The sequence below is a fragment of the Flavobacterium sp. Root935 genome, from assembly GCF_001429295.1.
In the GTDB taxonomy this organism is placed as follows: domain Bacteria; phylum Bacteroidota; class Bacteroidia; order Flavobacteriales; family Flavobacteriaceae; genus Flavobacterium.
Genome location: NZ_LMJL01000012.1, coordinates 270782 through 292080 on the forward strand (window position 1 = coordinate 270782; position 21299 = coordinate 292080).

Consider the following 21299-nt stretch of genomic DNA (forward strand, 5'->3'; position numbering starts at 1 on the left):
AAATAAATAATATGAAACCATCCGCAAACTTATTATCCCCAGACAATCACGCCTTAGTACTAATTGACTTTGAAGGTCAAATGGCATTTGCAACCCACAATATTCCGTTAAGCGAACTGCGTACCAACGTTGCAATTGTGGCCGGTGCATCAAAAATTTTCAATGTTGATACTGTTGTAACAACAGTTGCCGAAGAAAGCTTTTCAGGACCTGTTTTCCCAGAGCTTGAAGAATTTTATCCTATTGCAACTTCGGGATATATTGACCGGACTTCAATGAATACGTGGGAAGACGAAGCAGCTTACAAAGCGATTACAGGAAAAAACAAAAAGAAATTAGTGCTTGCAGGATTATGGACAGGTGTTTGCATCGTTGGGCCAGCTTTGTCTGCAATTGAAGAAGGTTATGAAGTCTATGTAATTACAGATGCATGCGGTGACGTAAGCGCAGAAGCTCATGAACGCTCGGTACAAAGAATGATTCAAGCAGGTGCAATGCCAATTACATCCATCCAATATTTATTGGAACTACAAAGAGACTGGGCTCGCGAAGGAACTTATGTTCCAGTAACCAATTTGATGAAAAAGTACGGTGGTTCTTACGGTTTAGGAATTCACTATGCGCACAATATGTTAAAGCACTAATTCAAAATTTCAAAATTTAACATGAATGTCAAATTTCAGCTTAAAACTTGAAAATTCGGGAGAAACAAAAACTAAAGAAACCTCTAACCTTCATTATCTTGGAATCAGCAAAATCCAAATTCAAAATCGTCAAGTTATTACTCGTTTTTCTCCTCATAGGAAATTCGGTATCGGCTCAAAATTTTAAGCTTTTGCGCTACGACGAAAATTACGAATCGTTAAAAGATTCTACGCGAAATTTTTACGAGAAGTTGAAATTTATTCCTTTAAATGAAGAGCAGGATTTTTACCTTTCTTTGGGAGGTGAAGCCCGATATGAATATGTTGATTTTGATAATGAAGATTGGGGAAGGTTAAATATTGGTCATAACAATTTTCTTTTACAGCGCTACGATCTGCATGCCGATATTCATTTAGGAAAAACCTTCAGGGTGTTTGCACAATTAAGAAGTGCATTACAAGAAGGAAGAATCAACGGACCAAGAGGAATTGACGAAGATCAGCTCAACGTTCAGAATCTTTTTTTAGATGTGAATGTTTATCAAAAAGAAGATAAAAAAATAACTTTCCGCGCCGGAAGACAAGAATTGGATTACGGTTCTGGAAGGTTGATTTCGGTACGAGAAGGGCCCAATGCAAGATTGTATTTTACAGGAGGAAAAGTAATGTACTCCTCTGCCCGACTTTTTATTGACGCTTTTGCGATGATGGAAGACGAAATTTTCACAGGCGTTTTTGATAATAAAATGAAAAAAGAGCTGAATCTCTGGGGCGCGTATTCTAAAATAATTATTCCGAAAGCAGGAAACCTTGACCTTTATTACCTCGGAATTCGTAGAGATGAAGCCGTTTTTGAAGAAGGAATTGCTCCAGAACGAAGACATACTTTGGGTACACGATTCTGGAAATACGGCGGCGGTTTTATTTACAATCTGGAAGCGGCTTATCAATTTGGAAAATTTGGTTCTGGAAATATAAATGCCTGGACAGGATCTGTTGATATTGGATATATGTTTGAAAATATCAAATTTAAACCGACCATAAATCTTCGAAATGATTACATATCGGGAGATAATAATCAAGGCGACGGAAATCTTCAGACGTTTAATCCGCTTTTCCCAAAAGGAGGCTATTTCGGATTTAGTCCGCAAGTGGGTCCAGTAAATCTTATCGATATTCATCCCTATGCCACGATGGATTTACTTCCTTCATTAAAGATGCAGGTCGATGTGGTTTTCAATTGGAGATATTCACTCCAAGATGGTGTTTACAGACCAAGCGGAGTGCTCAATCGTCCGGGAAGCATGTCAGACGAGCGCTATATCGGGACGGCTTATTTAGCCAATTTCACTTATAATGTCAACAAATATATATCAGTCGTAAGCGGCATTCAATATTTTAAAACAGGCGCTTTTATCAACGACATCATTCCAAATTCTAAAGACGGAGTTTTTTTTAATGCCCGCCTTGGATTTAAATTTTAAGCAAACTAATAATTTATTAACCACAAAAATTTATTTAAACACATAGATACATAGCTTTTTTAGTCCTGTACAAAAAGGCGTTTCACTTACATTAATGCACATAACTATATGTGAGAAACTAGTTTTTTCTGCATCCTTTTATCTGGCAAAAATAAAATATATGTCTACATGTGTTAAAAAATATTCCACAACTAAATATTTAAACAATGAAAAATACAATCTTAACATACAAGCTTAGAAACATAATGTTTCTATTTATTTTAACAGCAGGCTTGTTTATTAATCAAGCTTTTGCGCAAACCGCCGCACTCGGTTCCACTACAACTTGGGGTAAAGTAGACGGAGTTTCGGTAAACGGATTGGTTCAGGGACCATCGTCTGCAGAAGCAGATTTACAGGTTGCCTGCGTTTTTGAATATACAGAAGGTGACATATTTAACCCTCCTGCCCTTCCGGCAAACCTAAACGGAATGGTGCATTTAGATGACGCTTTTAAAGGCTTAATTACAGAATTACGCAAAAGCGGCAAATTTACAGGACATTCACTTGAAACCTTATTAATTACACCGCCAAAAGGAACTTTAGCATCAAAAAAACTTTTGCTTATTGGTTTAGGAGACCGCACAAAATTTACGCCTGATTTGATGATCAGTGTGGGAAGTGTGGCAATGCGCGAGGCTTTGCGTTTAGGTGTAAGTGATTTTTCTTTTGCTTCTGATATTAAAGATGCTGGAATAGATTCTCCAACAGCTTTAGTAGCCGCAAATGTGGTTTTAGGTTCTTTTGAAGCCTATAGAACGCAGACGTATTTAAAACAGAAAAAATTATCAGATCATAAACCTTTAACTAAAATTATCCTGCTTGCAGGCCCAGCTTTTTATAATGTTGCAGGCGAAGGCATTCAAGAAGCAATTGCAAAACTGAACTCTAAATAATTGAAGTTATGAAAGCAGATTTAATTTTATTCAACGGAAAAATACACAGTTTCAATGCAGAAACCCCAAACGTAACGGCTGTAGCCATTAAAGACGGGAAATTTATTGCCGTAGGAAACGACAGCGATATAATGGAATTTGCATCTTCAGCAACCAAAATAATCGATCTTCAAAATAAAAGAGTGGTTCCCGGAATCAATGATTCGCATATTCACTTAATCCGTGGCGGCTTAAATTATAATCTGGAATTACGCTGGGATGGTGTTCCTTCTTTGGCAGATGCACTTCGAATGCTGAAAGAGCAGGTGGACCGCACGCCAAATCCGCAATGGGTTCGTGTTGTGGGTGGATGGTCGGAGTTTCAGTTTGCTGAACGCAGAATGCCGACTTTAGAAGAAATCAATGCGATTGCTCCCGAAACTCCAGTTTTTATCCTGCATTTATATGACAGGGCGATTATGAACAGAGCGGCTTTAAAAGCAGTTGGTTACAATAAAAATACACCAGCACCTCCAGGAGGTTATATAGAAAGAGATGCCAAAGGCGAACCAACAGGATTGATTATTGCAACGCCAAACGCCATGATTTTGTATTCGACTCTGGCAAAAGGGCCGACACTTTCATATGAGCATCAGATTAATTCGACGCGTCATTTTATGAAAGAATTAAACCGTTTCGGAATTACAAGTGTAATTGATGCCGGTGGCGGATTTCAGAATTTTCCTGATGATTATAAAGTGGTAAACGAATTGAATGAAAAGAAACAACTAACGGTAAGAATCGCTTACAATCTTTTCACACAAAAACCAAAACACGAATTTGAAGATTTTTCAGATTGGATTGATACCGTAAAATTGTATCAGGGCGATGATATGTACCGTCATAACGGTGCGGGCGAAATGCTGGTTTTTTCTGCTGCCGACTTCGAAGATTTCTTACAGCCAAGACCTGATTTACCAGAAAATATGGAAGCAGAACTGGAAAAAGTAGTCCGCCTTTTGGTAGAAAACCGCTGGCCTTTTAGACTTCATGCGACTTACAACGAAAGCATAACCAGATTTTTAAATGTCTTCGAAAAAATAAATCAGGACGTGCCTTTCAATGGATTACCGTGGATCTTTGATCACGCCGAAACGATTGACGAAAGAAACATCGAACGTGTAAAAGCGCTTGGCGGCGGAATCGCAGTACAAAGCAGAATGGCTTATCAGGGAGAATATTTTACAGATCGCTACGGCGCAAAGGCAGCCGAAAACACACCTCCAATCAAAAAAATGATTGAGATGGAAGTTCCAGTTGGCAGCGGTTCTGATGCTACTCGTGTGAGCAGCTACAATCCGTGGGTTTCTATGTACTGGATGACGGTTGGAAAAACAGTCGGCGGTCTTCAATTATACAACGAAACTAGATTAGACCGACAAACCGCTTTGGAATTGTATACCAGAGGGAGCGCTTGGTTTTCTCAGGAGCAAACCAAAAAAGGCGATATCAGAACTGGAATGTTTGCAGATTTGGCAGTTCTGGACCGTGATTATTTTACAATTGATGACGAAGAAATCAAAAAAATAGAAGCCGATTTAACCATTGTCGATGGAAAAATTGTGTATGCAAATGGCGATTTTTCTTCGTTCTCACCTCCGCATATTCCGATTCTGCCGGACTGGTCGCCAACAAATATTTATAACGGATATCCTTCGAAAAGCAGCTTCCAGAGTACAATCGAGAATAATGCAAAAGCCGATTCAAAACCAGGATTAACGTCTCAGATACACAGCTGCTCCGGAAGTTGTGATGTGCATGCACACAGCCACGATATCGCTAGAATGAGCAATGTTCCCGTTAATAATTATAACGCATTCTGGGGCGCATTGGGCTGTTCCTGCTTTGCATTTTAAATACAAAATAAATGACAGACATTATAAAACAAATCCTTAATTCAGATTTAGGAACTTCATTCAATAACATCGCGTTTTTAATATTCAGAGTCTTATTAGCAATAGAATTATTCAGGGTTCATGGAATGAAGAAATTCAGAGTCGAAAATGGACAAAAAGAGCACGTTCCGAATCCGCTGCATCTGCCGGAAAAACTAAACGGATTGGTTGCAACTTTCTCTGATACTGTTGTACCCTTTTTTATTATGCTCGGCCTAGGAACACGCCTTGCAATTTTACCTACAATTGGCGTAACGGCTGTTGGTTATTTTGTGGTACACCAGAAAGATTCACTAGAAGTGCGTGACATTCCGTACATGTACACTTTATCCTTATTATTAATTCTTGCACTTGGAGCAGGAAAATATTCACTTGATTATTATTTATTAAACCTAATTTAAAATGAAAGCAAACATCGGAATTAAACAAGAAAGCATTAACAATGTCGTAGAAGTATTAATTAAAATCCTTGCAGACGAATTTATACTTTACACTAAAACAAAACGAGCACACTGGAATGTTGAAGGACCAGATTTTTACAATAAACATCTTTTTTTCGAACAACAATACGATGCGATCGACCAAATTGTAGATACGGTTGCGGAAAGAATCAGATCTTTGGGTCATTATACGCCTGCAACTCTAAAAGATTTCTTAGCGCTTACGCATCTTTCAGAAGAGTTACAAGAGAATAATGACAGCAATGGCTTTATTAAAGAATTGCTTATTGATCACGAAAGCATTATTGTTTATCTGCGTGAAAACATTAATTTAATTGCTAACGAATTACAAGACGCGGGAACCAGCGATTTTATTACAGGTCTTGTAGAAAATCACGAAAAAATGGCTTGGATGCTTCGTGCTCATTTAAAATAATAAATTATGGAAATGCAAAAAAATATCTGGTACGTAACCCTGCTTCTCACTATGATAGCAGGGTATTGCGACACTGTAACTTTCGTCGCAGCCGATTCGATTTTCTCGGCACACGTTACGGGCAACTTTATTGTCTTCGCATATCAAATCATTAAAGGTTCTGATGCCCACGCGTGGATCAAATTGCTGACCTTTCCAGTCTTTATCTTTGCCGTAATCGTTGGCGGAAGAATCGCTTTAAAAAGTGTAAACCATTATACTATCTTATTCTGGGAAGGGATCGTACTGGTTTTGTGCGGTATCGCTTCTTATGTTTTTGGTTATTTGCAAATATTTTCAGAATGGGCAATTTATATCGTAGCCATGACAACCGTTTTTGCAATGGGATTACAAAATGCTTTTGGAAAATTATTTGCTAAGGAAACACACGGCCCTACAACGATGATGACCGGAAATGTAACACAAGCTTCGCTGGATTTAGGAAACCTTATAAAAAACGGTACAAACGATGCAGATTCGCTCTTAAGTTTTAAAAAGCAACTCGTTACTATTTTAGGATTTCTTACAGGCTGTTTTCTAGGAGCTGTTGCCGGAAAGTTTTTCGGACTGGGAACTTTATTGATACCAGGTCTGGCCATGATTATTTGTTACTGGTACCACCGCAATAACTAGACAAAATTAGATAAGGATTTGCAGATTTCTAATAATAGATTACCTTTAAAAAATGAATAATACCACCATTTTTTCCTTTAAAAACTATGTACGTTTTTTATGTACTCTATCATTATTTTTATCTGCAAATCCTAACTCCATTGCGCAGTCCAAAGAAGATCCAGTTGTGTTAAGAAAGAAAATTACTTCGGCCGGCAATGACAGCAAAAAAGTCGAATTGCTTTTGGCTTTAAGCAATTATTATCTTACCAAAACAGGCGAATTTAAGGAAGATCTTGACAGCGCATCTGTTATCAATCTAAAAGCAAAAAACCTTAGTAACTCTTTAGGTTACAAACTCGGAAAAGGAAAAACGATACTTTTAGCTGCACAAATCGCCAGAGAAAGCGGCAATTCCAGAAATGCACTCAAAAACACCCAGAATGCTATAGCTTATTTTGAAAAAAATAACATGCCAGAACAGCTTGGAGAAAGTTATAACGAACTGGCGATGCAATCTGAAGGCGACGAAAAAGCAAAATATAAAGAAAAAGCTATTGCATTATTCAAAAAATCAGGAGCCCGAAAAAAACAAGCTACGGTATTACAAGAACTTGGCGAATACTACAGCACCAGCGAAAATCCTGATAAAGCAGAAGCTATTTCATTAGAATCTCTTGCGCTTTATAAATCCATACATTATAAAGATATACAGGGAATTTGTAATATTCTTGCCGAAATTTATACACAAAAAGGCAATTTCCCAGAAGCCTTAAAATATGGACTTTTAGCAGAAAAAACTGCTATAGCATTAAACGATAAAACCTTACAGCTAAGTTCTATTTACAATCATGTAGCTTTGGTCTATTATTACCTCCGCCAGAATGATAAAACTGAGGAATACTGGCAAAAAGCTCTTAAAATTGCAACACAATATAAGGATACAGAATATGTACGAACAATTGCCGACAATTTGAGTTCATTATATATTCGCCAGAAAAAAGAAAACGAAGCCCTGAAACTCATCAAAGAAATGCAAGATCATTATCCAACCTCAAATATTGAGCGTATAATGACCGAGAATTATCTTTTATTTAATATTTACCGAATTCAAAAAAATGCCAAAGCAGCAATTTATTACAAAAAAATGGCCGATTACTATGGTGACAATGCCGATAGAAACGGTAATACTTTTGCTGTTTTAAGAAGTTTTGCAGCATATCACTATCAGGTTAAAAACTATCCTTCTTTTTATCGAAACATTAAAAAATTAGATTCAATTGCTGCGGCAATGGGAAATAATAATATTCGTTCTGAAAGTCATAATATTTGGTTTAAAGCCGATTCTTCACGAGGAGATTACATCAGTGCGATTAAGCATTACCAATTATACAAAAGCCTTTCTGATTCGGTTTTTAAAGGAGAAAAAAGCAAGCAGATCAGCAGTTTGCAGGTTGAATTTGAAAGCGAACAAAAAGATAAAAATATCGATCTGCTTAAACAGCAGGCAAAAGTACAGGAAATTCAAATTCAAAAAGATACCGTAATTCGTTATGTTTTTATAGGCAGTGTGGTTGTTTTGATTCTTTTTCTGGCCGTTTTGTACAAAAGCTTCTGCCTGAAAAAAAAGAAAAACGAACAACTCGAAATCAAGCGTCAGCAGATTGAAGCACAAAACGAACTGAACAAAAAAATGCTTTTGGAGAAAGAATGGCTTTTAAAAGAAATTCATCATAGAGTAAAAAACAACCTTCAGATTGTCATTAGTTTATTAAATACACAATCGGCTTATCTGGATAACGAAGATGCTTTACTGGCAATCCAAAACAGTCAGCACCGAATGCACGCCATGTCGCTTATTCATCAAAAATTATATCAATCTGATAATCTCGCAAATATAGATATGTCATGGTATATTTTTGAATTGATCAGTTATATGAGGGAATGTTTTGATACTGATACCAAGATCAATTTTGCTTTAGAAACTGAAAAAGTATATCTTGATGTGGCACAAGCAGTTCCGCTTGGATTAATAATCAACGAAGCGATTAATAATGCGATTAAATATGCTTTTCCAAAAGACAGAAAAGGAAAAGTAACGATTGAACTTAAAAATACAGGCGAAAATAACTACAAACTAGTAATTGCCGACAACGGCGTTGGACTTCCTGAAAACTTTGAAGATACGGAAAGAAATTCGCTGGGAATGAACTTAATGATGGGATTGACCGACCAAATTGATGGAGAGTTTGAAATGAAAAACGACAGCGGACTGACAATCAAAATTACATTTACAAAAAATACAGAATTTGAAGGCACCGCTGATGATTCTGAAATAATATAACTTAGATAATGAAGGAGAAAATTCTAATTGTTGAAGACGAATTTATTGTAGCAAATGATTTAAAAATTATGCTGAAAAAAGCGGGTTACGAAGTAACCGGGATTGCTTCTTCTGTGGTTCAGGCGAGAAAATTGATCGCCGAAAAAAGACCTGACTGGGTTTTATTGGATATAATGCTGAAAGGCGACCTTACTGGAATTGATCTGGCTTGGGAACTGCGCGAAATGCAGCTGCCATTTTTGTACATTTCTGCCAATACCAATCAGTCGACTTTGGAGGCCGTAAAAGAAACACATCCGTATGGATTTATGGTGAAGCCTTTTCGCGAACGCGATCTTGTGGTAATGCTTGACATTGCCAAGTACCGCTTTGATGAGGAAAAAGGCAGTTATGCAGATGTTTCTGTCCCTGTTACAGAAGAAGAAATCGAAGGCATTATTGGCAGCAGCGACTTGATTAAAGAAGTAATTGAAAAGATTAAAATTGTAGCCCCAACAGAAACTTCAGTTTTGATTTTAGGTGAGAGCGGTACTGGAAAAGAACGTGTTGCACATGCAATACATGATCTTTCTCATCATAAATCGAATTCACTTGTAGTGGTAAACTGCGCTGCTTTACCACAGTCCCTTGTAGAATCTGAACTTTTCGGACATGAAAAAGGCGCTTTTACGGGAGCCAGTACCTTAAGAGTCGGAAAGTTTGAACAGGCCGATAATGGCACCATTTTTCTAGATGAAATTGGCGAACTACCTCTCGATTCTCAAGTAAAACTGCTTCGTGTTTTACAGGAAAAAGAAATCCAGCGTCTGGGTGGAAATTCAACCAAAAAAATCAATGTCCGAGTTATAGCCGCTACCAACAGATCACTGGAAAAAGAAGTGGCAGAAGGTCGTTTCCGTCTGGATTTATATTATCGCTTAAATGTTTTTCCAATTGAATTGCCGCCCCTAAAAGAACGCAAAGGCGATATCGCAGCACTGGCTGATTTTTTCCTTAAAAAATATGCAGCAAGTGCCAGGAAAAATGTTACAGAAATGAGCCCTCTAGCTTTGCAACAATTACTAGATTATGACTGGCCGGGAAATATCCGCGAACTGGAACATTTAGTAGAAAGAAATGTACTGCTGGCCAAAACAAACGAAATCGAAAAATTTGATCTTCCCTCAAGCACGGATACTAATCCTCTGCAAGCCAGCATCGGCAAAATGAAATCGATGGAAGAAATGGAAAAAGAACATATTATGAATGCATTGCAGGCCTGTAATGGAAAGATTTCAGGGATTGGAGGCGCAGCTGCGTTATTGCAGATGCAGCCGCAAAGTTTATATTCTAAAATGAAAAAATTAGGTATTAAGCAGGGGTATAAATAATACTTTGAGCGGGATCTAAACACAAAGACCGCAAGATATTACACAAAGTTCGCAAAAATTTAATCTTAGTTTTTCGTTTCGATCGAAGGGAGACTCCGATCAGTAGCAAAAAGACAAAGCAAATCATCACATATAAAAAAAATCAATTTGTAAATTCTAGCTATGGAAAAAGAAACCGTAAGAATCGAAGGATTCAGTGATGCTGTTTTTGCTATTGCAATTACCCTTTTAGTACTGGAGCTGCGTGCACCTGAAGCTAATATCGTAAAAAATGGCACTCAATTACTGGATTTCCTACAAGGCGAGTGGACCACTTATCTGGCTTTTACTCTTTCTTTTTTTAGCATTTTTATTATGTGGGTCAATCACCACAAGATATTCAAACAGATTTACAGTCGTAATACAGGGATTATGTTTTCTAACGGATTGATTTTGTTTCTAGTTTCGGCTGTTTCTTATCCAACGGCTTTGCTCGCTCGCTTTTTTAACAGTGAAGCTTCGAATATTGCGGTGGCCATATATACCGGAATTTTTGTACTGATCAATATTTCATATAATCTTTTATGGTACAATGCAAGTTCAGACAAAAAACTACTCCGTCCGGGAATAACCGATTCTGCCATCAAAAAAATCAGGAATAATTACCTGTACGGCTTCCCAACATATTTAATTGCTTTTGGCATTTCATTCCAATTTCCTTCTGTTGCGTTGGCAATTAATATGCTTTTATTGATATTCTGGGCATTTTCTTCGGGGAAAATAAAAGTTATTCAGGAATAAATCAGCTCAGGAAATGTTCTTTTTTAATACCTAATTTCTGCATTCGCGAAGCTAAAGTTGTCGAAGGCAGGCCTAGTAAAACTGCAGCACCCTGAGGTCCCGAAATTCTTCCGTTGCATTTTTTAATTACTTTTAAAATATGCTCCTTTTCTACTTCCTGCAGGGTTTTGGTAGAAAAATCAACTGGAGCGATTGAAGATTCCAGCGTAAAAATCTTCGGAAAAGTCATTTCTTTTATTACCTCTTCTTTGGCAAACAAAATACTGCGCTCGACCATATTTTCGAGTTCACGCACATTTCCAGGCCATGCATTGGCATTCATTTTATTCAGCACTTTTTTAGAAAAGCCTTTTACATTTTTTCCAATTTTCTGCGAATGTGTTTCTAAGAAAAAATTCCCTAAAACCTCAATATCTTCGGGACGTTCGCGCAATGCAGGAAGTGCAATTGGAAAAACATTTAACCGATAATATAAATCACTTCTAAAACGGCCCTCGGCAACTTCCTTTTCCAGTGATCGGTTTGTTGCTGCAATCACACGCACGTTAATTTTAAAAGGTTTTCTGCCTCCAATTCGTTCTACTTCTTTTTCCTGTAAAACGCGAAGCAGTTTTCCTTGTAATGCCAAAGGCAGTTCTCCTATTTCGTCCAGAAAAATGGTACTGTTTTCGGCTTGTTCAAATTTCCCAATTCTAACATCTGTGGCTCCGGTAAACGCGCCTTTTTCATGACCGAATAATTCGCTTTCAATTAAATTTTCGGGTATTGAAGCACAATTTACTTTTACCATTCTTTCCTTCGAGAACTCAGACAATTTATGAATGGCATTAGCAATTAGTTCTTTTCCTGTTCCTGTTTCACCAAAAATTAAAACGGTAGATTGCGAAGGCGCGACTTGAGAAATTAATTCATAAACTTTTTGCATGGCTTCACTCTTTCCGACAATTCCCTGAAAACCTTCCGTATTCGAAACGACAGCTTCTGGTTTTCTTTGGCTTAAATTCTTTTGCAAAAGTTTTAGCTGTGATACATTGCTTTCGTAATCCAATGCCATTTTTATATTTCTAACAGTAATAGACAAATGTGTACCGATGCCACGTATAATTCGATTGGATTCTCGGCTAAATGCGGCAGCACTTTTAAAGAAAAGAAAAAGGACATTTTGACTTCCTTTTAAATACGGAAGGCAAATTCCAATTCCGTTTTTAAAATTTTTATTGTTATTAGATTGGAGATAATCCGGAAGTTTATTGTCTGTTATTGATTTTAAATCAAAAATGACTGTATCGGCAGAATTCATACAAAGATCAAAAAAACCGTCGTTTAAAGGGTACTTTTCATCTGAATCAGTTTTATATTCTGAAAATTGATAAAAAATTTGATAATCATTTTCGTCGTCATTGGAAGAAGCCAAAATGAAATCCTCAAAAGCAAGATACTCTTTTAAAACATCATTTACAAGAGTATGAAATTCGCTTTTCGATAGCGCCTCCGCAAGTGTTTTGCAGATTGACAATACAAGAAATTGTTCTCTTTCTCTCTCCTGCAATCTGTTTAGCAGTATTGCATTCTTATCGGCCTGCTTTTCCATAAGGTTTTGGTGTGATATTTATTGGTAACAGCGTAAATTTAAGAAATAGCCTTTATGAAATAACTATGAATTCTTTAAATAAAATATTTTTGATCCATAAAATTACGATATATCGTATAATTCAAAAATATCATAACCTATATAATTATAACTCGATTTACATACCAAAAAACAAAAAGAAGCTGATTATGGAGTTTACCTTAATTAAATTTCTAGGAGAATTATTGCATTCTGGATAATGTGAAATACTACCCAGTAGGACATACCATTTCCTATTACATAATTTGGGTTTAAATAATCAATAAAACTGGATCTTTCTGAAAGTACAGTCCGCAATTATTGCTCTTCAGGTAAATTAAAAGGAGCTTCATAACTGAAATAGTCAAAACCGGTAACTACTTTTCATAATAAAGCCATCAAAAAAATAATGATTTGACGGCTTTTTGAATTCAATATGAAGTAAATTAATCTTTTTGCAATATAAACCAGCCAAAGGCTCGCAATCTTACTTTATAAAATGAATCAGGAACTATAATGTCTATTTTTTTCCATGCGGCTTCAATAAGATCTTCAGCCTCTTTTGCACATGCATCAATAGCACCACAACTTTTCAGGACATTAATTACAGATCGTATTACTTTTTCATCTGTAGGCATTGTTTGAATTGTTTTCCAAACATATTCACGTTCATCAAAATTTAGTAAACCCATTGCCTTTGCAACAGGCATGGTAATTTTTCCTGCTTTAATGTCTTCCCCTTTATCTTTAAGATTATTCTCAAATCCTTTTAAATTTAGCACATCGTCCATTATTTGATAAGCCATACCTGCAGCTTCGAAGTAATTACTTATTTCATCTATTTCTTCAGGTGTTCCATTTCCTATTATTCCTCCAATTCGTGCTAATGTACAAGCTGGTGCTGCTGTTTTTAACCTGTGGATGGTATAAAGTCTTTTTTCGAGTGCTGTACAATCTCCGGTTCTTACTGCCTCGGGCATAAAGGCGTGAAGACCACTAATATCAAGTGCCTGTCCTGCATGTGCGGCACGCATCATTTCAAAAAAAAGTTGATAAATTTTCAAGCGGATTTGTTCTGAAATTTGAGAATCACCAACAACAATATCTCCTATAAAATAACATGCATTTCCAGCATTTATTGCTAAAGGTTCGCCATAAATATGATGAAGTGTTTTACCTCCTCTGCGTTTCTCAGATTTATCCTGAACATCATCTACTATTAGTGAACCTGTATGTATTAACTCAGGCATTGCCAACAGATTTATAAACGGCTGCGAGTCACCTCCCACACTATCTATACAGGCAAGCAATACATATGAACGCCAGGATTTTTTATTCCTGTCAACAATTTCCCGAACAGGTTTAACAACAGAAGCAACATATTGTTCTTTATCTGCCTGACTAAAAAAATTAACGCCCAGCGGGCTATTAACTAACTTGTAAAACTCATCATCTGTTGGGACTAAGGGCAGCAGATTTCTACTGTTTTCTGTGTAGTTTTACCAACTGCTTTTAAAAAACTTTCAATAGTTTCATTAGCATTAAACCCAGCTATTTCTACATATCCTAGGCCTTTAACCTGTGTATGCATAAAATTTCCAGAAGCATGGACACATCCTTCCCAAATTGCCGGCAATGAGAGTGCAGTTATAAATTCCTGTTCAGGAAAATCAGCAGTTATAGTAAGAGATACATTATAGTCAGGCATTTCTAAGTTCCAGAATATTGGATAGGAGACAAAAGTTTTAGTGCTTGTCCAATAATCTTTGGGAGAAAATGAGTAATTCTCAATACTAATTCTCTTACCATCTTTATCAATTATAACCGCAGTACCACCATCATATTCACCATTCTTCGTATTATCAAAGAGATCATATACAGATAGTTGAAATTCATTATCCAGTTGCAGTGATACCCAATTCCATGCCATATCTTGTTTGAATTCTAGAGCTTTAATTTCATCACCTGGTTTACTAAATTCATGATCATACCAACCACTGCCTTCTACCTCATAAATCTCGTTCCCTATCCTAATCTCACCAGTAACTTCACATTTTGGAATAAAATAATAAAACATATCTTCACTTTTACTAATACCTGCAATACATCCATCTTCACCATGCTTTATTGGTTTTATTAATGGAATAAACTGAAGTTTGCATTCTACTTCTTTCAAAGAATTGTTAAGTCTTAAATGATATGTATCGTCTTTGTCTTTTTTAAAAGAATTTTCATCGTATTCAAGTGAAAACTCCTCTACACCAATCGTCGCAGGCTTCTTAAGCAGCCTGTCGGGCAGTGGCACATTCCCTTTTTCATACAGTTCTTTTAATGCACGGTAAAAAGGTTTATGAATTAAATCTTCTTTTTTATTAATAACTTTTATTGATTCTGCGGGCATGGATTGATCAACGAGTGAATCACTATAATATTTACGGGCATCTTTATCAGATAAAGACCAAATTACAGAATGTGCGTATGTCAAATCTCCTGTACGCTCATCTTTTAAAGACGTTCTAAAAAAGGAAGCAAATACAGAAAACTTCCTGCCATCTTTAGAGGATAAATGGCAGTTTTGATACCACCATTCTATTATGGATTTATTGTGTGGAAAATCATGAATCTTTAAATCAATTCGTCCATCTGCAGGCCATGTAGAAGGGTAAGGATTTAAAATAACTTTGGAATTTTGGGGCTGTAAACTTATTTCATTTTTCATATTGCTCTATATTAATTATTTATAAAAAATATTTACTTCAGCTGGAAAGTATCTCGATAGCAGAGACTGTATAAGAAATTGAATGTTATGCACAGACTGAAAAAATTTAAAGTGGCCTATCTTTTATAAAACACTTTAAATAATTTCAAATGAAATTTTTGTAAGAATAAAGTTAATATAATTAAATTAGATGAACAAGAGTATAATTAACATAATTTACTGTAAAACAATTATTTAACACTTAAATTACAACTTTAAAAATGGCATGTGTTTTTTTATATAAAACCAGTACGCAAAGAAAAACAAATAAAATAAATGACTATTTTAGAATGTTATTTGTATTTAATCTAAATAAACATATATTTGCGGTCAAAATAAATAACCGCCATGAAGTTTATATTCTCCCTAATGCTGTTAGGCCTCTTTAATATTGGCCTCGCACAAAATGCTACAATTACTGGAAAAATTATTTCCGAAAATAATGAAGCTGTATCTTATGCTTCTATCTCAATCAAAACCCTTAAAAAAAACACTGTTTCCGATGATAAAGGAAATTTTGAAATCACAAATCTTGCTCCTGGAAAATACACTGTTTATTTCTCGGCAATGGGATTTACAGTAGAAGAAAGAAATGTAGAATTGACTGAAAATCAAAATCTTGATCTTTCAATTATTTTAAAGGAAAACGTTAACACTTTGCAGACGGTGGAAATTACAGGACGTAAAGAGAAATCGTACCGAAATACAAAATCTTTTATTGGAGCAAAAACAGAAATTGCTTTAAAAGATTTGCCGCAAGCCGTATCATACGCAACCAAAGAATTAATAGCCGATCAGGGTTCCATACGCGTAGGCGAAGTGGTCAAAAACTTCAGCGGTGTAAGCCAGTTTACTTTTTATGACGATATTTCGATTAGAGGTTTTAGAATAAACGGAGGCAGTAACACTCAGCTGCTGAATGGTATGCGAACCTCTACAGGATTTTGGAAACAACCGCTTGCCAATTATCTGGAACGTGTTGAGGTTTTAAAAGGACCATCTTCTGCTTTGTTTGGAAATGCTTCACCTGGAGGAGTTATCAACAGAGTAACCAAAAAGCCTTTGGATCAGGCTGCCAACAGTGTGAGTTTTTCTACCGGAAGTTTTAATACTTTGAGAGCTTTAGCCGATTTTACAGGTCCGTTAACAGAAGATAAATCGCTTTTATACCGATTGAATTTAGGTTATGAAAATGCCAATTCTTTCAGGGATTTACAATTCGATAAAAATATTGTGCTTGCTCCTTCCCTGTCTTTCCTTCCAAATGACAAAACAAGTGTCAATTTTGATTTGATTTATACAAGTTCGAAAAGTATACTAGACCGCGGACAATCGACATACGAAGACAATTTGTATTCTACTAAAATTTCAAACTCCTTAAATTCTACTAACGATTATTTAAATGAGGAAACATACATTGTAACAACTTCACTAAATCATCAATTTACAGACCGTTTGTCATTTTCTGGATCGTACATCCGTACAGGTTATACAGAAGATCTTTTAGAGCATCGAGGTGCCAATAAATATGCATCTGCAGGTGACGGAACTACTATTCCGACTTCTATAGAAATGCAGGTTTTTATGCGTAAACGTAAACGTTATATCGATAATCTTTCGGCTTTCTTTAAATACGAAGCCAAAACTGGAGCATTAGATCATAATCTAATCGCGGGTTACGACTATGCACAGGAAGAAGTACCTGCTGGAGGATCTCAGCTGCAGGCTACAGGATATAGAAATGCATCTAATACTGGATCAATTGCCACGTATAACCCTGCGAATAAGGCTAATTATTTATTGGATGCTAAAGGAAATCCAGTACCAAACGTGGCTCATTTTGATCTCACAAACCCGTCTGCATCACAGCAGTTAAAAGACATGAGCAAGTATTTTTATGCTGCACGTCCGTTTGATCCAACATTTTATTCTTTGTATGGAGTTTATCTTCAAGATCATATTAAGTTTGGCGCTTTTCAGGCATTAATTGGAGTGCGCTACGACGAATATACCGATAAAGAAAACTACAAAAAAGCTGCAGAAAAGAAAGTCAAACAACATTCGTTTTTACCGCGTTTTGGACTGACTTATACTCTTAATCCTAACATTAATTTGTACGGAACTTACGTAAAAGGTTACAACCCTCAGACAGCTTCTTCTTTATCAAATCCAAATGCGGGCGGACCTTTTGATCCGTTAGAAAGTAATATGATTGAATTTGGAGGAAAATCATCATGGTTCAAAGAAAAACTTTTTGTAACGGTTGCCCTTTTCAAAATTCAGCAGAAAAACACGCTTTATCCAGCAAACGATACTGCAAACCCAGACTTAATGCGCGCAATTGGAGAAGAAGAATCGAAAGGTATTGAAATTGATTTGAATGGAAATATCACACGAAACTGGAGTATTTCTGCTGCTTATTCGTATAATGAGGCTGCAATTACTGAAAGTCCGATTGAATCTGAAATTGGAAGACAAAAACCAAACACGCCACGCCAGCAAGGTAATTTATGGACACGTTACAATTTTACAGACGGAGATTTGAAAGATTTTGGTCTTGCATTTGGAACTAATTTTGCCACTACACGTACATTAAGCCAGACCGACACTCAAACCTTGCCAGGCTATACTTTATTTAATGCGGCATTATATTATAACATTAATAAATTTAAGATTCAGGTAAATGCCAATAATATACTGAACAAAACGTATTGGGTTGGTGGTTACGATTTTATCCGTTTGTTCCCTGGTGCGCCGTCGAACTGGCTTTTAACATTGGGGTACTCTTTTTAAAAGCTTTAATTATATTTGGAAAATATTTCCTTCCTCCTACATGAATAAAACATTTAAAAAAAATATTGGATTTTTACATTTATGGCTCGGACTTGCGTCCGGGCTTATTGTATTTATAGTCGCACTTACAGGAAGCATTTTAGTTTTTGAAAAAGAGATTGATACTTTTGTCAATCCCGAATTTTATGAAGTTTCTAGTATTGGAACAAAGAAATTGCCCGTTGACCTTTATGTCAATGCCATCAGGAAAAAATATGCGCTCACAGAATTAGAGCGTATTCAGACTTATCAAGATCCCAAAAGAACTGTAATTATTTCTGGAACCGATGCCGATAAAAATGAACAGATTTTCTCTGTAGATCCATACACTGGAAAAGTTTTGGGCCAAACTACGGAAAAAAGCAGGTTTTTTTCTGTGGTATTGGACTTACATCGTCATTTAATTTTAGGTGAAGCCGGAAAATTTATTACAGGCTGCAGTTGTCTTATTTTTGTTTTTCTACTCATTTCGGGTCTTATTTTATGGTGGCCGAAAAAAATGAAAAATCTAAAGCAAAGACTGACTGTAAAATGGAGCTCTTCTTTTAAAAGAGTCAATTGGGATTTTCATTCCACATTTGGATTCTACAGCTTTTTGTTTCTTCTTACAATATCGCTTACTGGATTAACATGGTCTTTTAAATGGTTTGAAAGCGGTATTTATTTATTCGCAGATGGAACCACAAAAAAACCTTCTGCTAAAGTTGAAAACCCAACAAAAGTTGATCCTAAATTGGATAAAACCTATTTCTATCAAAATATATTCTCAAAAACTGACAGTATTTATAAATATACTGGAGATACTCAAATCAGAATTCCTTCTGACACGATAAATAGTATCATGGTCATTAAACTAAATATTGAAAAATCGATACCGAATATTTCGAGTATGGCTTATTTTGATAAATATACAGGCGAACTTTTAAAAATCAAACCTTATGAATCGTTTAGTAATGGCGATAAAGTAAGGCGTCTTATTTATCCCATACATACAGGAAGTATCTATGGTTATCCAACCAAAATTCTAGCTTTTTTGGTTTGTCTTTTTGCGGCGACACTGCCTATTACAGGTTTACTGATATGGCTGGGAAAGAAGAAGAAAAAGTAACCCTTTTTTTAACTGCTCACTTTTTTAACGCAAAGAACGCTAAGGTTTTTTTTTAAATAAGGTATGATTAAAAAGTTCGCAAAGGTTTGTATTGAACAATGCTTTGCGAACTTTTTAATTATATAAAACCTTGCGAACTTTACGAAAAACCTTTGCGCTCTTTGCGGTAAAAAACCACGCATTTTAATAGTAACTTATTTTTTCTGAAAGTACAGATAATCAGTTGTAGTGCCTACATCTCTTAATCGGATCTGAGAATTATTAAACTCAAATAATTTCCAGTTAAAATTCAATTTTCCAAGTAATTCGCTCGTAAATTGAAGCTTCAGTTCTCGTACTCCATATTGAACAGTACTTTCCCATTGACCAGTTTCGTAAACTCCTCCTTTAGCTGCTACTACAGATTTATCACTTTTAAAAACAAAGGAGTAGCCAGTGTAGTTTAAGGTTTTTACGGTATCATCAAAATAATACGGGATTTCCCAGTAACCGTTTGTTAGGGTTTGTTCAAAATCTAATGTTACAATATTATTTTCCGGACAATAATCGATGGCATATTTAATAGCATTTTCGAACTCTAAGTTATTGGTAATCGATTTTGTCTGTCCGTTATAATCTGCTATCGTAATAGGATATTTTAAAGAAATATACTGACTCTCGTTTAAATTTTTAATAAAATTAAAAAATGCCTGATCGCTTATAATTGATTGTGAACTTGCTATTTGACTAGCGCTGTTATAAATATTAATTGTTATAGGATAATTGATTTTTAATCCATTAATTTTAGATAAAAGATCTGGATAAAGATTCCAGTAATCAATCAAAGAATCAAAATCAGCCTGATTGGGAATCAATTTTTCAATGTAATTATAGTATACCATAGTTACAGGAAAATCAATTTTCACAATATCATCATCATAATTACTGGCATTGATATTATCTACAACCTTCTGATAATCGGAAGTAGTATTAACTGCAATCTGCTGGTTGTTTACAGTAACCGTATAAGGGAGTTTTATAGTACAGTAGCTAGATCCGTCGATAACATTATCCTGAACGGTCTGTACCATTGCAACTCTCTGCAGATATGTAGTCAGCGGGGAAACATTTGTAATTGTTCCCTGTGCATTATTATTTTCTTCATCTGTTTCACTTTGACAGGAAAACAGCAGGAAAAGGAAAACTGCGATTGATAAATATTTTTTCAAAAGGAACATATTTATGTTTTTACAAAGGTAACAAATTTTAAGAAACTGTTTTTTTAACAAAGTAACAACAAGAATTTCAGTATGTGCTACTATACTAAATTATCAAAAGCCGATACCATTTTATTCTTCTATTAAACAATCGGCTTTGCTTTTACCCTACTTCAATTAAAAACAAATACTTTTGCGTCGTACAAACTGAGAACCTACATGCCAGATAAAAACCAATCCAATACTTGTGATGAAATAATTTTTTCGTCTTTCTTCAAAAGTCATATCAAAGCGCTTCGGAATTTTCTTTTATACAAATTTGGCAATGCAGAGCAAGCAGAAGATGCAGCTCAGGAAGCATTCGTAAAACTTTGGCAGAACTGTGCTTCGGTACCGTTAGAAAAAGCCAAATCATACATTTACACGATTGCAAACAACACTACTCTAAACCAAATTGCACACCAGAAAGTTGTTTTGAAATATGAAAAAAACTTTACGGGTTTAGACAAAACAAATCAAAGTCCGGAATATCTTCTGGAAGAAAAACAGTTTCAAGCCAAACTTTTAAAAGCCATAGAAAACCTAAACGAAAAACAGCGTACTGCTTTTTTGATGCATCGAATAGACGGCAAAAAATACAGTGAAATTGCCATAGAACTCAATATCAGTGTAAAGGCAGTAGAAAAACGCATTCATTTGGCCCTTTTAAGTTTACGTAAAGAAATTGATATCTAAAAAAGTAGGGTAAATTTAGTTCTAATTGTTTTAATTAAATAGT

17 protein-coding genes are annotated in these 21299 nt (G+C 35.7%); 13 read left to right on the forward strand and 4 right to left on the reverse strand.

The genetic code is table 11. The features are described from left to right. Window positions 1-11 precede the first annotated feature (11 nt). From ASE40_RS15960 to ASE40_RS16005, 10 genes are all read left to right on the forward strand, one after another. Window positions 12-644 carry a hydrolase gene (locus tag ASE40_RS15960; protein ID WP_057118085.1) on the forward strand — a complete coding sequence of 211 codons (633 nt, stop codon included), beginning with the start codon at window positions 12-14 and terminating at the stop codon, window positions 642-644. 98 nt (window positions 645-742) lie between these two features. Continuing rightward, on the forward strand, window positions 743-2128 hold the full coding sequence (locus tag ASE40_RS15965) for an alginate export family protein (protein ID WP_241774380.1): 1386 nt from the start codon (window positions 743-745) through the stop codon (window positions 2126-2128). Window positions 2129-2334: 206 nt separating this feature from the next. Then, a complete protein-coding gene (locus ASE40_RS15970) occupies window positions 2335-3063 on the forward strand; it encodes a M17 family peptidase N-terminal domain-containing protein (RefSeq protein ID WP_057118086.1) in 729 nt (242 codons plus the stop codon). 8 nt (window positions 3064-3071) lie between these two features. Beyond that, window positions 3072-4958, forward strand: coding sequence for an amidohydrolase (locus ASE40_RS15975; protein WP_057118087.1), 1887 nt, complete (start codon window positions 3072-3074; stop codon window positions 4956-4958). Between the two features lie 11 nt (window positions 4959-4969). Beyond that, entirely contained in the window at window positions 4970-5398 is a 429-nt protein-coding gene (locus ASE40_RS15980) for a DoxX family protein (RefSeq protein ID WP_057118088.1), read from the forward strand. Window position 5399: 1 nt separating this feature from the next. Then, window positions 5400-5873, forward strand: a complete 474-nt coding sequence (locus ASE40_RS15985; protein WP_057118089.1) for a Dps family protein — start codon at window positions 5400-5402, stop codon at window positions 5871-5873. A 6-nt stretch (window positions 5874-5879) separates the two neighbouring features. Then, window positions 5880-6545 (forward strand): YoaK family protein, encoded by a 666-nt coding sequence (locus ASE40_RS15990; protein WP_057118090.1) that lies wholly within the window; start codon window positions 5880-5882, stop codon window positions 6543-6545. Window positions 6546-6597: 52 nt separating this feature from the next. After that, complete coding sequence (locus ASE40_RS15995; RefSeq protein WP_057118091.1) at window positions 6598-8868, forward strand: histidine kinase dimerization/phosphoacceptor domain -containing protein; 2271 nt, start codon at window positions 6598-6600, stop codon at window positions 8866-8868. 8 nt (window positions 8869-8876) lie between these two features. Then, a complete protein-coding gene (locus tag ASE40_RS16000; protein ID WP_057118092.1) occupies window positions 8877-10238 on the forward strand; it encodes a sigma-54-dependent transcriptional regulator in 1362 nt (453 codons plus the stop codon). 162 nt (window positions 10239-10400) lie between these two features. After that, the gene (locus tag ASE40_RS16005; protein WP_057118093.1) at window positions 10401-11018 is read left to right on the forward strand and encodes a TMEM175 family protein; all 618 of its coding nucleotides are present in this window, start codon (window positions 10401-10403) and stop codon (window positions 11016-11018) included. Window position 11019: 1 nt separating this feature from the next. Here the strand turns inward: ASE40_RS16005 and ASE40_RS16010 are convergent, their stop codons facing one another. The 3 genes from ASE40_RS16010 to ASE40_RS16020 all read right to left on the reverse strand — a co-directional run bounded on the left by ASE40_RS16010 (window position 11020) and on the right by ASE40_RS16020 (window position 15346). Then, window positions 11020-12609 carry a sigma-54 interaction domain-containing protein gene (locus tag ASE40_RS16010; RefSeq protein ID WP_057118094.1) on the reverse strand — a complete coding sequence of 530 codons (1590 nt, stop codon included), beginning with the start codon at window positions 12607-12609 and terminating at the stop codon, window positions 11020-11022. Window positions 12610-13073: 464 nt separating this feature from the next. Further along, complete coding sequence (locus ASE40_RS16015; RefSeq protein WP_082586819.1) at window positions 13074-14102, reverse strand: polyprenyl synthetase family protein; 1029 nt, start codon at window positions 14100-14102, stop codon at window positions 13074-13076. Beyond that, entirely contained in the window at window positions 14090-15346 is a 1257-nt protein-coding gene (locus ASE40_RS16020) for a lipocalin family protein (RefSeq protein ID WP_057118096.1), read from the reverse strand. Before ASE40_RS16020 ends, ASE40_RS16015 begins: the two co-directional genes overlap by 13 nt. 387 nt (window positions 15347-15733) lie before the next feature. On the opposite strand from ASE40_RS16020, the gene ASE40_RS16025 reads away from it, so the two are divergent. After that, on the forward strand, window positions 15734-18178 hold the full coding sequence (locus ASE40_RS16025) for a TonB-dependent receptor (protein WP_057118097.1): 2445 nt from the start codon (window positions 15734-15736) through the stop codon (window positions 18176-18178). A 40-nt stretch (window positions 18179-18218) separates the two neighbouring features. Further along, window positions 18219-19325: a PepSY-associated TM helix domain-containing protein gene (locus ASE40_RS16030; protein ID WP_057118098.1), complete on the forward strand. Its 1107-nt coding sequence runs from the start codon at window positions 18219-18221 to the stop codon at window positions 19323-19325. 194 nt (window positions 19326-19519) lie between these two features. Here ASE40_RS16030 and ASE40_RS16035 read toward each other — a convergent pair whose 3' ends face one another. Next, entirely contained in the window at window positions 19520-20542 is a 1023-nt protein-coding gene (locus tag ASE40_RS16035; RefSeq protein ID WP_057118099.1) for a hypothetical protein, read from the reverse strand. A 198-nt stretch (window positions 20543-20740) separates the two neighbouring features. Between ASE40_RS16035 and ASE40_RS16040 the strand changes: the two genes are divergently transcribed. Further along, the gene (locus tag ASE40_RS16040; protein WP_057118100.1) at window positions 20741-21256 is read left to right on the forward strand and encodes an RNA polymerase sigma factor; all 516 of its coding nucleotides are present in this window, start codon (window positions 20741-20743) and stop codon (window positions 21254-21256) included. Window positions 21257-21299 lie beyond the last annotated feature (43 nt).